Raw genomic sequence first — 13,808 nt, forward strand, 5'->3', positions numbered from 1 at the left:
GGAGATTAAATTTCAACCGCCTTTAAAACGAAAACAGCCCTTTCGTCACTTGACCTCAACCGAGATCTGTTGACGAAAGGACTGCTTCAGAAACCGAGTTCGATTACTTGTTCAGCTTGTTCTGAATGTAAGAGAGAACGTCGGAAACCTTGATGAACTTTTCAGCATCTTCGTCGAGGATTTCGATGTCGAATTCGTCTTCGAGAGCCATCACGAGTTCAACGCGGTCGAGGGAATCAGCGCCGAGATCGTTCACGAAGGAAGCGTCGCGGGTCACGTCTTCCGGCTTGACACCGAGCTTTTCGACGACAACAGCCGTAATTTTTTTGAGAAGTTCTTCTTCAGTCATTTTTAACTCCGTTTGAGGTTTTGTGAAAATTTAGAAATTTTTGTCAAAATATCAAGTCACGCACCGAGACCACCGTCTACGCCAAGGACTTGACCTGTGATGTAACTCGCTTCGTCCGAAACGAGGAATGCAACAGCATTAGCCACATCTTTCGGTTGACCAATTCTCTGTTCCGGAATGGCATTTTGGAACTTTTCAAGCATTTCCGGAGAAAGTTTCGCCGTCATATCCGTTCCGATAAAGCCCGGAGCGACTGCGTTCACCGTAATGCCGCGAGCAGCAAATTCCATCGCATTCGTCTTGGTGAGGCCGATAATGCCCGCTTTCGAAGCGGCATAATTCGATTGTCCCGCCTGAGCGCGGATGCCGTTAATGCTCGCCATATTCACAATGCGACCCGAACGACGACCCATCATATGACGAGCGACCGCACGCGTGCAAAGGAAAGCCGAACGCAGATTTGTCCGAATCACATCGTCAAAGTCGGCATCTTTCATGCGCATCATCAAACCATCGCGGGTAATGCCCGCATTGTTCACCAAAATATCGATTTGGCCAAATGCTTCGAGAATTGCTTTGAATGTCGCCGCCACTTGTTCCGAATCCGAAACATCGCAAGCGTAGCTTTTCGCTTCGGAACCCGTTTCGGTAGAAATCTGTTCTGCAATTTCCGGACGTTCTTTCGTCGAAATCACGGCCACTCGCGCGCCTTGAGCAGCAAGAGTTTTGGCAATTTCCAAACCGATACCGCGAGAAGCTCCCGTGACCACTGCGACTTTGCCTTTCAAATCCAGCATAAAATCTCCTTAAGCCTTGAGAGCCTGAACCGCTTCCACCGATTCCACGGCGGTAAACTTCACCGAGCGGTCAATTTTACGTTGCAAGCCCGAAAGCACATGACCAACGCCCACTTCAACGCCCGAAGTCATGCCGAGTTCTTTTTGCGCGTAAAGCATTGACTGACTCCAGCGAACCGGACTCACCAACTGACGCACAAGCAAATCCTTGATTTCATTGCAATCGGTTACTTCTTTTGCAGTCACATTCGCAATGAGCGGCTTTTGCAAATTGTGGAATTCTGTTTTGGCAATCGCTTCGGCAAGTCCCGGCTGCGCACTTTGAATTAACGGGCTGTGGAATGCACCGGACACGGCGAGAGGCACAGCCTTCACGCCTGCAGCAGCACAATTTTCAACGAGTTTCTTCACCGCAGCGACTTCGCCCGAGACGACGATTTGGCCAGGGCAATTATAGTTTGCCGGCACCACAATGCCTGCGCTCTTTGCTTCGTCGCAAAGTTCTTGCACTTTCTGATCGTCCACGCCGATTACCGCAGCCATCGAGCCCGGATTTTTCACACCGGCTTCTGCCATCAGAGTGCCGCGGATACGGACGAGTTTCAAACCATCTTCAAAAGAGAATCCGCCAGCAGCGCAAATTGCGGAATATTCGCCGAGAGAATGTCCAGCAACCATATCAAATGCAATGCCTTCGGCTTTTAATACTTCGAGAACCATCATCGAAGAAACGAACAAAGCCGGCTGCGTATTCGCAGTGACTTTCAATTCGTCTTCAGTACCTTCGAACATCACTTTCGAGAGCGAGAATCCGAGAACGTCATCTGCTTTCTGCAAAAGTTCCTTTGCCGGAGCGAAGGATTCCGAAAGAGCCTTGCCCATGCCCACATACTGAGCACCTTGACCGGGAAAAACAAAAATGGTCTTAGACATAGTTTACTCCAAGATAAATTAAAATTCGCCGAAACAGATACCCCAAGAAGAATAAAAAATCGCCCGAAAATGCGAGAATTCGGACGAGATTCTAAACTTTCGTTCAATAAATTTTACATTCCATCCCTGCACCGGAGCGTATGCAGCAGTCAAGGACGGAATTTTCATCATTAAGCTTCGATACCTGCGAGCTTCTGTCCCACTTTTTCGGGGACTTGGTTAGCAGCAAATGTATATGCCACCTTAATCGCTTGTTCGATAGCCTTTTCATCGGAACGGCCATGAGCAATAATGCCCGTGCCCTTGAGTCCGAGAAGCAATGCACCGCCGGCATTGCGGTAATCAAATGCTTCGTTAAACTTTTTGCCCGCTTCGGAATCAATTTTTCCGAACATTTTGTTGTGCAATTCGTAGAAGCCTTCGTACATCTTGAGCACGACATTGCCGACAAAGCCCGAGCAAACAATCACATCGGCTTTACCGAGAACGACATCGCGACCTTCAATGTTTCCGATGAAGTTCACCGGAGCATTTTTCAAAAGCTGATGCGCTTCTTGAACGGCTGCAGGGCCTTTCTTTTCTTCTTCGCCCATATTCAAAAGTCCGACTTTCGGATTTTGAATGCCCAAATGGCATTCGGCAAAGACAGAACCCGCGAGAGCAAAATCGCGGAGAACCACCGGCTTTTCGTCTACGTTTGCACCAGCATCCACCAAGATGCTTTGACCTGCTGCGGTCGGGAGAATGCAACCGATAGGCGGACGAGCAAAGTTTTCACTCGTACGGCCGAGGAGCATCAAGCACGATGCCATCATCGCACCCGAGTTGCCTGCGGAAACACTTGCTTGGACGAGGCCTTTCTTTTGAAGGGCAACGCACATCACCAAACCGGACTTCTGCTTTTTGCGGAGAACTTCGGTCGGATGTTCGTCCATCGCAACGAGTTCAGGAGCGTCCACCACCTGAATCAGCTTGCCTTCGTAACCGAACTGCTTGAGTTTTGCTTTAACTTCGGCCTCTGGACCGCATAAAACAACTGCAAACTTACCTTCGGAACTATTGACTGCGTTAATCGCACCCTGGACAACAACGTCCGGAGCGTAATCACCGCCAAAAGCATCTAATGCAATGCTGATCATAGTGTGTAAACTCCTATAGAAGAGAAATTAGGCTTCCTGAATGTGAACGACTTCTACGCCATTGTAGTAGCCGCAAACCGGGCACACGCGGTGCGGACGCTTTGCAGAACCGCAATGATCGCAAGTAGCCATCGCCGGAGCTTCGAGCTTCCAGTGCGTACGGCGTTTGTCACGACGAGCAGTAGAGGTTTTTCTTTTTGGTACGGCCATTTTGAACTCCTAATCGTTCGGCTCAAATTCTAGGTTCATCCGTTCGGATGTTCCATTTTGTCCTTGAGCGCTTTCAATTTTTCCCAACGAGGATCTTCTTTGGGGTCTTCTGACTTTTCGCCGATTTCCCAAACGAAATCCTTGTCCGGATCATCCTTGACCGGATGAAGAGGCTCCTGGAGAATCACCAGTTGCCGAATGCATTCGGTCACATCCACGTGGTCCTGGACCTGCGGAACCTTAAAACCAAAAGTTTCATCGTCCGAGTCGTCCATTTCCTGCTCTGCAAGACCGGGGGAAAGTTCCACCCAAAAACTGATCGGCGTTTCAAAGGAATGGTCGAACAGTTCTAGCGTGCGAGAGCATTCTAAAACCTGCACCCCGAAAAGAGTTCCCGTAAGAAGCCACTTGTTTGAATCTTCGGCGACGACCGAGAGATCCAGTTGAAGCGGTTCCTTGATCCGGAGTTCTTCAAAAACGTTCGCGTCGGATTCGTCCTTCGCGAAATTCATCTGCAACTGACCGTCGCAAGAGGCAATTTTTGAAAGTTCTATTTTCAAGGCTACGCAAATATACTAGAAAAAAATCATTCAGTCAATAATTGTTGCGGTAAATCGCTTCATTTTTCCGCTTTTGTGCCGTTTTTTGGCAATGTCGGCGGGGTATAAGTGAAGTTTTGCTGCTTTAAGACGGCACCTTCGGGAAGGTTTACGCCGTTTACACCGCGCACATAATCTTCTAATTCGAATTGACCCGCCCGCAAATTGCGCACGACAATTTCATCGCCTGAATAGAAAATCAAATCTTGAACTCCCGAAGGCAAACCCGAAAGTTCGACGCGGTCGCAAGAGCTAACCGTTTTGAAATGACTTGTTCCGCGGATTCCTACGCGGATGCTGTAAGCCCAACAAAGCGTATCTTGGCGCGCAGAAATAGGATCGTTTACAACCAAGAAAGCCGACCCGCTGAGACCAGACGCCGCTGTTAATGCAATGGATTTGACAGAAATCGTATCCGAAGCCGCTTCGAGAGTTGCTTTCGCAATGTATTCCGAGACGCCGGCGAGCGGTTTTCCTAAAGAATCTTTTCCGTTAAATTCTACGCGGAAGCTATCTTCTACCGCTTCCCACGCGGGAGCGAGCACTTGCCAATTTCCATTGGAATCGGTTACCGCTTGCGTGACAAAAGCTGACGAGTCCGCGCCAAAGCCGTAAAGATCGGTGACCACATGCACAGCAACCCCTTTCAGCGGTTTATCCAAATAGGTGACTGTTCCGCGGAGAATTTTTTCTTTTTTGTATCCTTCGCGGGTGGCATTCCAACGGAGATTTCCGACTTCTAATGTATCGCCGGCGGCAAGAGAAACTTGTAAACGGCGGTAAATTGTCGAATCGCTGTAACCCTTTTCGCGCAATTTCGAAACCACACCAGAATCGGCCGGGAGAATTGTTAACGTGTAATCGCCTTCGGGAGTAATGAGCGCAAACGAATCCGGCGCAAAGACATCGGCAAAGAATGTCGTCGATTCTAAGAAAGCGAAGAAATGCGATCCGGCAAGATTTGAAGCCGAGCCCGCATATTCTAATTGTCCGCGCAGAACGGCGACTTGTTCCAATTTGACATTTAAAGTGCCCGCATCTTTTGCGGTAATACCGCGGAGAATTTGAGCTTGCGATAAAGTCGAATCGCTATTCCGATAACGGAATTCCATATTCACGGTATCGGCTAAGGTAGAATCAAATACGAAACTGCCGAGCGAATCCGTCTGCGTTTCGAGGTAAACTGCCGGCGACACTTTGTGTGCGCTCACAACTTGGCGCACGAGAACGCCGTTTGCCGAAGAGCCGTCCGAAAGATGTACAACGCCTGCAATCGTATTTTCGGTATCGGTCGCCGTTCCTGCCACTTGATTTTCGGAACATGCCCAAAAGAAGACGCCAAGGAGCAGCGCGAGAATTCTCACATTAAGTTTCATCGGATTCTCCTTGTGCAGGTTGAGTTGCCGATGACTCCGAAAGATCCAATTCTTTCGAAAGCGGGAAGAATTGAACATTCAATTCGTAAATCATCGATTCATGGTCGTCGGATCGAACGATATCGACAACCTCTTTACGAAAACTATCAATTTTATGGATAATGCGTTCTAGTCCTTGCGCAGAAACACTCATCGTCGTGCACGAAACATTGCGACGTTCTGTGCTGTAATTATCCACGGACGCTTTTCCCAAGTCCATCATTTTCTTTTGGAAGTCGTGGACGATAAACGGCGGAATTTCGCGGCCGCTCGTAATCGTCTTATTGACCGAACGCCAAAAACCGTTTTCTTTTTCGATGAGTCCGAGATTGGCGAGAAGCTTTATCGCTTGCTTTGCCTGCGGCACCGTAATCCGCGGATTGAGGAAAAGCGCCAAATCTTGATAATTATCCGAAATATTCAAAACCGAAAGCGCTTCGCGCACGGCGACGTTATACCAATCTTTGTAATACTCGACTTGCTGCCGAGAAAGAGCCTTCGGCGTCCGCGGAAGAAGAGCGGACATTTGTTCAAAAATTGCCTGCTTGGATTCGGGAGTTTCTGCGTGGGTAAAGTCCACCATCAAACTGAAATAGCGGCCTTCTTTTTCGGAAAGTCCGAGCGCATGGATAAACTTTGGCACCATCTGCGGCGTAAGCGACTTGCGCCCTTTCACCAAATCCAAGTAAAAACCACTCGATGTGTAGCCCGCTTTCTTCGCAAAAGCACGATAAGAAAAATAACGCTGCACCGATTTGCGGTATTCGTAATAATCCTGCAAATATTTTCGGTAGTTGTAATAGGCGAACACATTCATAGTTCCTTAAAGATAGATTTTCCCATTTTTTTGGGAACACTTTTCCCGAAAATTTTTCAAGAAATTGCGAAATTTTTCAAAAAGAACAGTTTGTGAACACTTTTAGTCCTCTACCCTATACCACCCTCTCATTTTTTTGTCTATTTTTGTGAACACCCAATCCCATCCCTAGAATCCCGTTTTCCTCTGAGAACGGGATTCTTTTTTTGCTCAATTTTCCTTCCTAATTTCTAATTTTACTTCATGCAATTTTTCAAGAAATTTCTTTTTAAGCTGCTTCGCTTTGCGGGGATTATCGCCATCGTTTATGCGAGTCTGGTTTTTTACCTCTTGCTTTCGGAACGGCGGCTCGCTTTTCCGCGGGCAGAGAGCGACACCGTTGCCGAGAAATTGCTCGAAAAAAATGCCGTGATTTGTCACGCGGACGATGCACTTTTACAAGGATGGATTTTAAACGATTCCCTTCCCGAAACGGTGCTGTATTTTGCCGATGGCGGCGAAGACGCGGCGACATTTCTCAGCCACGCAAAAAAATTAAACGGATTCCGTTTTGTCGCTTTTAATTACCGCGGTTCCGCAGGAAGCGAAGGACGCCCCGCCGAAAAACATTACGCCGATGATATTTCGGCGATGATCGGTTGCGCAAACGCAGCAAATCCAATTTTCATCGGACACGGCACCGGTTCCATTGCTGCTTACAATGCCTTCGCCGACCGATTAGGAAAAGCCGCAATTCTCGTCGATCCCGCAGAAAGTTTTAACGCGACGCTTTCTTCGCGCTACCGCATTTTCTTCCCCGCTTTTTTGGGACGGACAAAAGCCCGCATGAATTTTCACACGGATATTCCAGAAAAAGCAACCGTTATCACCGACGATCCGCGAAGACAAGAAACCGTCAAAAATTTACTCGCAAAAGAACCCGACAATTTCCGCGTTGTGCCGCGAGAAGGCGCTTCTTTGTTAGAAATTTTGCAGCGGGAAATTTCTGCGATTCATCCGTAAAATTCGCACAAATTAACGGTGAAACTTGTCTGCATTCTCGGATTTTACTAAATTAAAATTAAAATAATCTTGAGGTTTTTTATATGGAAAACATCAAAGCAAGAATGGACATCCGCGGATTTCTCCGCTTTTCCAAAGAACTCATCGAAAAATTTGATTTGAAAAATAAGCCGTACGCCAATGTCATGATCGATAAAATCGGCAGCCGCATAGCAATTATTCCCACGAAAAAATTACAGACAACTTCATTCCGCTTTTTGGAATCCAATGGCGCAATTCTTCTCTATTTACGCGGTGCGATGAACGCTGTAGAAATTCCCGTCGTTTCGGGCGATATCGCTTTAACCTTCGACGGAAACGAACTCGTTCTGCAAAAAAAAGGAATGCGGAAAACGGGCGATTGGACAGTTTTCGCTTGCCGCAATTCTGCGGGACTTCCGATGGTTTCTATCGATCCGCGCGGCACAATGATTCTCGACAAGCGCTGCATCGCTGCATTAAATACAGCGAAAAATTCGGCGATGACTCCCGATTACAACGCCAAAACAAAGACATTTAAATTTATCTTTGGAGAAAGCGGACTCGTTAACGTTCGCACCATTGAAAGTCACGCAAGCCTTTCGATGATGGGAACATTTCATTCCTTTGGCGTTTCTCTGCCCGAATCGCATGTGCGTTACAGCGTGCAAATTTCCGGACAAGAAATGACACTTAAACTCGGGTAATTTATGATTGACGTTTTCAAAGTCTTTTACACGGTGCACTACAACTTCGGCGCATTTTCGCTGTTGCTTTTGCTGCTCATCATTTTTCTTTTGACGAAGAAAAATTTCAAATGGAGTTTGATTTTCCTCGCCATCAATATCGCATTCAACATTTTCATTTGGCAGCGCACCGCAAATCGCGTCTGGGTCATCGACGACACTCCCGAACCGCAAAACGAATGGGACACGCCGTCGCCGGTCACTTACCGTTTTAGCGCGCCCGAACATTGGATTATCGAAAACGATAACGGCGAAAAAATGCACTGGTGCTGGGTTGAAGATTATACGGAAAAATTCCTCGGCTTTGACTTTGTCGATAAACTTTGGGGAACGAATAAAGCGAAGAAATTGCGCAACGCCTCCGAAGAACGCCTGAAATAATTTTTGAAATCACAAACGAAAAAAGCACCGCAAGCGGTGCTTTTTTTATGGCGTCAAAAGTTCGATTTTTCCATTTTCCAATTTCGCATAATGCAATGAGAAAAGCCATTGCCCCGTGGAGACGACCGTGCCCTCGGGCACTTGCCAAATTCCCGGAATATGATGATGCCCGTGCACGCAAATGTCGCAATGATTTTCGCGCATTTTTTTGGATGCCGCAGCGAGATATTCTTCGATTTGAATTTCTCGGGAAGCGCCCGCTTTGCGACTGTTCCTTCCGACAAATTGCGCAATATCCATTCCCAAATCCGGATGAATTTTTCGGAAGAGGAACCGCGCCCATTTGGCATCGATGAGTTTTCGCGCGAGTCGGTAACCGCGGTCACTTTTCGGAATGCCGTCGCCGTGCATTAAATAAATGCGATGCCCTTGCGTTTCGAAGACAAACGAAGAATGCACTTGAACTCCGAGTTCTTTCGGAAAGAAATCGTCTAAGGCAAAATCGTGATTGCCGCGGATCAAATGCACGCTTACGCCCGAATCCACTAAATCGCCGAGAATACGGTAAAGCGGGAAATGTTTCCGCGCTACATAATGCCGATATTCATACCAAAATTCAAACAAATCGCCGACAAAAAATACATGCGACGCTTTCCCTTTTAGCGCTTCTAAAAAACGCACCAGAGTTTCTTCGCGACTTTCAATCGCCCCCGGCGGATTCACGCCCAAATGCGCATCGGAGATAAAGTAAGCAGGAAAATTTTGCATAAACGAAATTTAATTAGGAATTAGGAGTTGCGTTCCGGAGAACCTAAAAACGGGCGTCGCTACCTTCTTCGGAGTGTCGGAGAACCTAGAGACGAGAGAAAATGAGGAATTAGTAATGAGGAATGAGGAATTTAGATAGTGGTCAGTGGTTAGTGGGCAGTGGCCAGAGGTTAAAAATTTGCAAAATATTATCTCCGAAGTTCCGATGAGCAAATTTTGCGGGTAAAATGTTATCGCCGGAGTTCCAACGGACAAATTTTGCAAAAATTAGAAGTCTTCGCACGAAAACTTTTCAAATTAACCGCTAAAAAATTCGCACTTCCCTTGCGCGGCTTCGCCACGCCAAATTCTACATTTGTCATTCCTAATTTCTAACTTGTTGTCGTGAAATTTTTCGTTTTTATTTTTTCGCTTTTGCTTGTCGCTTGTGCGCCTGCGCTTTATCATGAAAAGGCGCTCGGCGAAGTTTCGCAAAGGGAAAATTCACCGATTTCATTTTTCGCAACCGAAAATGGCGACTCCATTTTATTTCCGCAAGAATTGAAAAATGCTTACGCAGAAAAACTCCAAGAAGCGATTCCTGCGGGCTGCAATTTACAGCTGCATTTTCAAGGCGATGTCGAAGAACATTATCTGAGTCCGTGGTACTTGGGAATTTTTATTCTCGCTCCGCTTTGGCCCGCGATGCCGCGAGAAGATGATATTGTAATAAATCTTTCGGCGGAACTTGTCTGCGAAAATGTCACCGTGCAAAGCGCAAAACTTTTGGAAGAAGAACATCCAAAACTTTTTTGGTATGGCGCTTACCGCCGCAGAGCAATTCAAAAACACGCGGATTTAATTCACGAAAAATTAGCGGTTCGATTGAAACAAATTTTAATGCAAAATAATCCCGTCGATGAATCCATTTACTTTGCATTTTAATCCGTAACGCTATCCCACAATTTTCTACTTTCTTTTTATGCATACTCTTTACGTTGTCGCCACTCCCATTGGAAATTTAGAAGATATGACCTTCCGCGCGGTGCGCACTTTGAAAGAAGTTTCGCTCGTGCTCGCCGAAGATACTCGGCATTCTCGCTTGTTAATGGACCATTACGACATTCACACGCCGATGGAAAGTTATCACGATTTCAACAAAGAAGAAGTCACGCCGAAATATGTTGAATATTTGAAAAATGAAGGCGACATTGCAATTGTAAGCGATGCAGGAACGCCGGGAATTGCAGACCCCGCTTTCAATTTGGTGCGGGAATGTGTCCGCGAAGGCATTGAAGTTCGTAGTATTCCAGGCGCATGTGCGATGATTAACGCTCTCGTTTCGAGCGGACTTCCGACGGATCGTTTTCGCTTCGAAAATTTTTCGCCGAAGAAAAGTGCGCAGCGTTTGCATCTTTTAGAAAAGCTGAAAGAGTCCGCGGATTCGACTCTCATCTTTTACGCGAGTCCGCACAACCTCGTCAAATTCTTAGACGAAATTCGCCAAGTCTTTGGAGAAATTCCCATTGCGTTAATGCGCGAACTCACTAAAAAATTTGAAGAACATTTGGTGGATACGCCGACGAAACTTTTGGAACATTATAAGAATCGCGAGCCCAAAGGCGAATACGTTTTGCTGTTCCATCCGCAAGGAAAAGGCGGACTATGATCGGCTTTCTGTTTGTTCAATTTGTTTTGAACGCAGCGCTTGTTCCCGCCGCTCCAGCTCTCAACGGTTTTTACATTTTCATTCCGCAGCTTTTTCCGATTATCGCTGCGATTCCGTTTTTCTTTCGCAAAAAATTTCGTCAAAATTTTCAGCGGATTCTTCTTGCCTTTTCGGCGATTGGATTTCTTTCTCTTGCATGCGATTATACGTTGCATTCGCACGTCGGAGTCATCCAACTGATTTCCGTTTTTGTTCCGCTGATTCTTCTCGGGCTTTTTCATTTTGTCAAATGGAATTTTAAGCGCCTTTGCGAAAAAGAATCCCGCTTAGCTCTTGCGCTTTCGTCAATCGGCTGGGGATTTTATGCGTTTGCGTTTCCGCCGCTTCCGCTTGGACCGGGCGCATTTGTTTTTTTAGTGCCGTGGTTCATTATCCTTTTGCGTTCAAATTTACAGACGGCGATTTTCGCTTCATTCTGGTCGGGATTTTTATATAACATCATCAATTATTATTGGATTTATAATGTGATGAATGTCGGGCCCGCTTTTTTAATTCTTCTCGGGCTCGTGCTGCTTATCGCGTATTTCAGTTTATACAATCTCATCGCGGCAGCGGTTTTCGTCAAAGCGCGCGATTTAAAATGCAAAGGTTTTCCGATTTTTCTGATTCTCTTTCCGCTGTTTTATGCGGGGCTTGAGATGACGCGGAGCATCGGCGATTTCAGTTTTCCGTGGAGTCATTTGGGTTATGCGCTCGGCGATCAACTGCCGCTTTTGCAAGCGCTTTCGCTCATCGGTGTTTTCGGTTACACAGCTCTCATTATCGCGAGTAATCTCGCAGTCGCAATCGCTTTCCGCGGGCACAAAAAATTTCTTTTTGCGTTGCCCATTTTAATTTTTGCGTCTCTTTGGATTTACGGTTCGGTGAGACTTTCGAAGCCCGAAGCAGAACCTTTCCGCATTGAAAATTCGGAAGAAGCGCCGAAGGTCGCTATTGTGCAACCGAATATTCCGCAGACGAATAAATGGAGCAAAGCTTACTACGATTCTGTCGTCTATAAAACTTGGCAAATTACAAGCGATAGCATTGACTGGGAAGCGGATGACATCGATTTGGTCGTTCTCCCCGAAACCGCAATTCCCGACTTTTTAAGAAAGCGGATGCGCGAACGCCTCTGGCTCGAAAAACGCATTCGTCGCACAAAAGCAAGTCTTTTCATCGGCACTCTCGATTACGACCGAAACGGCAAAGAACCGCGCCCGAATAATCTTTACAACAGCGGATTTTTATTTCGCCCCAACGAAAGCGAATACACGCGTTATGTGAAAACGCATCTCGTTCCGTTTAGCGAAAGATTGCCTTTCGACGATATTTTCCCGATTTTAAATTACGTCGATGTGGGACAAAGCAATTTTATTCCCGGAACATCGCGGCCCGTTTTTGAACCGTTTTCGTGGAGCCCGTACATTTGCTACGAAACCATTTACGGAGCCGAAGGCCGCAGGTCGATTCGCGAAGGTTCGCGTTTAATGGTGGACATTACAAACGACGGTTGGTTTGGAAAAAGCACCGCCGCGGCGCAGCATTTGAATCAACTGCGTTATCGTGCAATTGAAAATAGTTATCCGATTGTCCGCTGCACCAATACAGGAATTTCTGCGTTCATCGATCAATTCGGACACGAAGATTTGCGAACCGAGATGTTTACGGAACGCGTTATTATTCGCCGCATTCCGCTGCGTTCTTGCGATACTCTTTACACGCACATCGGCGACGCTGTAGAATACGGACTTTTGATTTTCTTCTTCGTCTATGTCGCTGCGGTCTTTTCGTTATTACGAATCCGCAAAGGCGCACACGCTTAATTTCTGTGCAAGCAATTTCCGAAAGAATCGGCTGGATTGACGAATGCAAAGGTTTCATTCTTTTGCTCGTTTGCCTTTTTCATTTGGAGCAATCGTTTGTGCACATTCAGCTCGGCATGTTGCACGGTGCTGCGCTTCGAATGTCTGCGTTCTTTTTTCTTTCGGGAATGCTTTTTAGCAATCGGCGATTTTCCACTTGGAAAAGTTATGCGCAACACAAGACAAAAGTTTTGCTCGTTCCCTACATTCTTCTTTCTCTTTTTTTCTTAGCGCTCGATCCGGTGCTGTATCAATTCGATGCATTTTTCCCGTTATCGCCGAAGATGAATATTCTCGGAATTTATCCCGACATTCAAAATGCCTTCCAATATCTCGGTTGGAATTTGGTAAAAATTTTCATCGCCGGAAAATCTTCAATCGGTTCGGGACCGCTTTGGTTTGTGTTTAATTTATACGCGATTAGCCTTCTCTTTTTTGCGATTCATCAATTCACTTCGGGACGAAAAATTTTCCTTTTTCTTTTCGCTCTTCTTTGCCTTGGCTTCGGATTTTTCTTGAACCGTTTTCATTTGCATTTTCCCTTTGGATTTGAACGCATTTGCACGACATTTTTCTTTTTTGCGCTCGGCAATTTGTGCAAAAATTTTCTTCTCCGTTTTGAGAAACAAAAACTTTTCGTTCTGCTTTTGGCATTTTTCTTCGCAGCGATTTTTTACGCTATTTTCGAAAAGCCCGATCCGAATTTTAGCATCATGAACAATGATCTCGGAAAAAATTTCGGCGTTTTTATTCTCAGTTCTCTTTCGGGAATTTTTGCGCTGCTCGCGTTATTTTTAATTTTAAATCGTATGCCATCTTGGAAAATCATTCTCGTATTCAAAGGAATTCTGCGGAACATTTCGCGAAACGGAATGATTATTCTCGCAACGCATTGGTGGATTCTTCTCGTGCTGCGCATCGTTTTTAAATCGGAATTGGATAAACCTTTTTGGGCGTGGATTTCTCTTCCCATCGTTTTCCTCGGCATGATTTTTTTCATTCCGCTTTTTCGTTCCAAGTTGAATCGACTCATCGCCAAAGAAAAAATTTCTTGGCGAGAAAGTTTATCTATTCGTTAACCC

General features: G+C 46.1%; 16 protein-coding genes. 7 read left to right on the forward strand and 9 right to left on the reverse strand.

Annotated features, from left to right (window positions below; translation table 11 throughout):
- Positions 1 to 103: 103 nt before the first annotated feature.
- The 8 genes from acpP to B0H50_RS03245 form a co-directional block, all read right to left on the reverse strand.
- Positions 104 to 349 (reverse strand): acyl carrier protein, encoded by a 246-nt coding sequence (gene acpP, locus B0H50_RS03210; RefSeq protein ID WP_106197815.1) that lies wholly within the window; start codon positions 347 to 349, stop codon positions 104 to 106.
- Positions 350 to 405: 56 nt separating this feature from the next.
- Positions 406 to 1,146 carry a 3-oxoacyl-[acyl-carrier-protein] reductase gene (gene fabG, locus B0H50_RS03215; RefSeq protein ID WP_106197816.1) on the reverse strand — a complete coding sequence of 247 codons (741 nt, stop codon included), beginning with the start codon at positions 1,144 to 1,146 and terminating at the stop codon, positions 406 to 408.
- A gap of 9 nt (positions 1,147 to 1,155) precedes the next feature.
- Positions 1,156 to 2,079 carry an ACP S-malonyltransferase gene (fabD, locus tag B0H50_RS03220; RefSeq protein WP_109587240.1) on the reverse strand — a complete coding sequence of 308 codons (924 nt, stop codon included), beginning with the start codon at positions 2,077 to 2,079 and terminating at the stop codon, positions 1,156 to 1,158.
- Positions 2,080 to 2,249: 170 nt separating this feature from the next.
- Positions 2,250 to 3,218: a phosphate acyltransferase PlsX gene (gene plsX / locus B0H50_RS03225; RefSeq protein WP_106197818.1), complete on the reverse strand. Its 969-nt coding sequence runs from the start codon at positions 3,216 to 3,218 to the stop codon at positions 2,250 to 2,252.
- A 27-nt stretch (positions 3,219 to 3,245) separates the two neighbouring features.
- On the reverse strand, positions 3,246 to 3,428 hold the full coding sequence (gene rpmF / locus B0H50_RS03230; RefSeq protein WP_106197819.1) for a 50S ribosomal protein L32: 183 nt from the start codon (positions 3,426 to 3,428) through the stop codon (positions 3,246 to 3,248).
- 35 nt (positions 3,429 to 3,463) lie between these two features.
- The gene (locus B0H50_RS03235) at positions 3,464 to 3,988 is read right to left on the reverse strand and encodes a YceD family protein (protein ID WP_233244487.1); all 525 of its coding nucleotides are present in this window, start codon (positions 3,986 to 3,988) and stop codon (positions 3,464 to 3,466) included.
- 59 nt (positions 3,989 to 4,047) lie between these two features.
- The gene (locus tag B0H50_RS03240) at positions 4,048 to 5,403 is read right to left on the reverse strand and encodes a hypothetical protein (RefSeq protein WP_106197820.1); all 1,356 of its coding nucleotides are present in this window, start codon (positions 5,401 to 5,403) and stop codon (positions 4,048 to 4,050) included.
- Positions 5,393 to 6,259: a TIGR02147 family protein gene (locus B0H50_RS03245; RefSeq protein WP_106197821.1), complete on the reverse strand. Its 867-nt coding sequence runs from the start codon at positions 6,257 to 6,259 to the stop codon at positions 5,393 to 5,395. The genes B0H50_RS03240 and B0H50_RS03245 overlap by 11 nt, the downstream gene beginning before the upstream one ends.
- Positions 6,260 to 6,502: 243 nt before the next feature.
- Between B0H50_RS03245 and B0H50_RS03250 the strand changes: the two genes are divergently transcribed.
- The 3 genes from B0H50_RS03250 to B0H50_RS03260 all read left to right on the forward strand — a co-directional run bounded on the left by B0H50_RS03250 (position 6,503) and on the right by B0H50_RS03260 (position 8,406).
- Positions 6,503 to 7,261 (forward strand): alpha/beta hydrolase, encoded by a 759-nt coding sequence (locus B0H50_RS03250; protein ID WP_109587241.1) that lies wholly within the window; start codon positions 6,503 to 6,505, stop codon positions 7,259 to 7,261.
- Positions 7,262 to 7,344: 83 nt separating this feature from the next.
- Complete coding sequence (locus B0H50_RS03255; RefSeq protein ID WP_106197823.1) at positions 7,345 to 7,986, forward strand: hypothetical protein; 642 nt, start codon at positions 7,345 to 7,347, stop codon at positions 7,984 to 7,986.
- A 3-nt stretch (positions 7,987 to 7,989) separates the two neighbouring features.
- A complete protein-coding gene (locus B0H50_RS03260) occupies positions 7,990 to 8,406 on the forward strand; it encodes a hypothetical protein (RefSeq protein WP_109587242.1) in 417 nt (138 codons plus the stop codon).
- Positions 8,407 to 8,451: 45 nt separating this feature from the next.
- Here B0H50_RS03260 and B0H50_RS03265 read toward each other — a convergent pair whose 3' ends face one another.
- A complete protein-coding gene (locus tag B0H50_RS03265; protein ID WP_106197825.1) occupies positions 8,452 to 9,174 on the reverse strand; it encodes a UDP-2,3-diacylglucosamine diphosphatase in 723 nt (240 codons plus the stop codon).
- A gap of 384 nt (positions 9,175 to 9,558) precedes the next feature.
- Here B0H50_RS03265 and B0H50_RS03270 point away from each other — a divergent pair, with 384 nt between their 5' ends.
- The 4 genes from B0H50_RS03270 to B0H50_RS03285 are packed head-to-tail and all read left to right on the forward strand — an operon-like array spanning position 9,559 to position 13,805.
- A complete protein-coding gene (locus tag B0H50_RS03270; protein WP_106197826.1) occupies positions 9,559 to 10,098 on the forward strand; it encodes a hypothetical protein in 540 nt (179 codons plus the stop codon).
- Between the two features lie 37 nt (positions 10,099 to 10,135).
- Entirely contained in the window at positions 10,136 to 10,822 is a 687-nt protein-coding gene (gene rsmI, locus B0H50_RS03275; protein WP_106197827.1) for a 16S rRNA (cytidine(1402)-2'-O)-methyltransferase, read from the forward strand.
- Entirely contained in the window at positions 10,819 to 12,687 is a 1,869-nt protein-coding gene (gene lnt / locus B0H50_RS03280; protein WP_106197828.1) for an apolipoprotein N-acyltransferase, read from the forward strand. Before rsmI ends, lnt begins: the two co-directional genes overlap by 4 nt.
- A gap of 5 nt (positions 12,688 to 12,692) precedes the next feature.
- Positions 12,693 to 13,805 carry an acyltransferase family protein gene (locus tag B0H50_RS03285; RefSeq protein ID WP_109587243.1) on the forward strand — a complete coding sequence of 371 codons (1,113 nt, stop codon included), beginning with the start codon at positions 12,693 to 12,695 and terminating at the stop codon, positions 13,803 to 13,805.
- The last annotated feature ends 3 nt before the right edge of the window (positions 13,806 to 13,808 follow it).

Origin of the sequence: Hallerella porci (assembly GCF_003148885.1) — a bacterium.
In the GTDB taxonomy this organism is placed as follows: Bacteria; Fibrobacterota; Fibrobacteria; order Fibrobacterales; family Fibrobacteraceae; genus Hallerella; species Hallerella porci.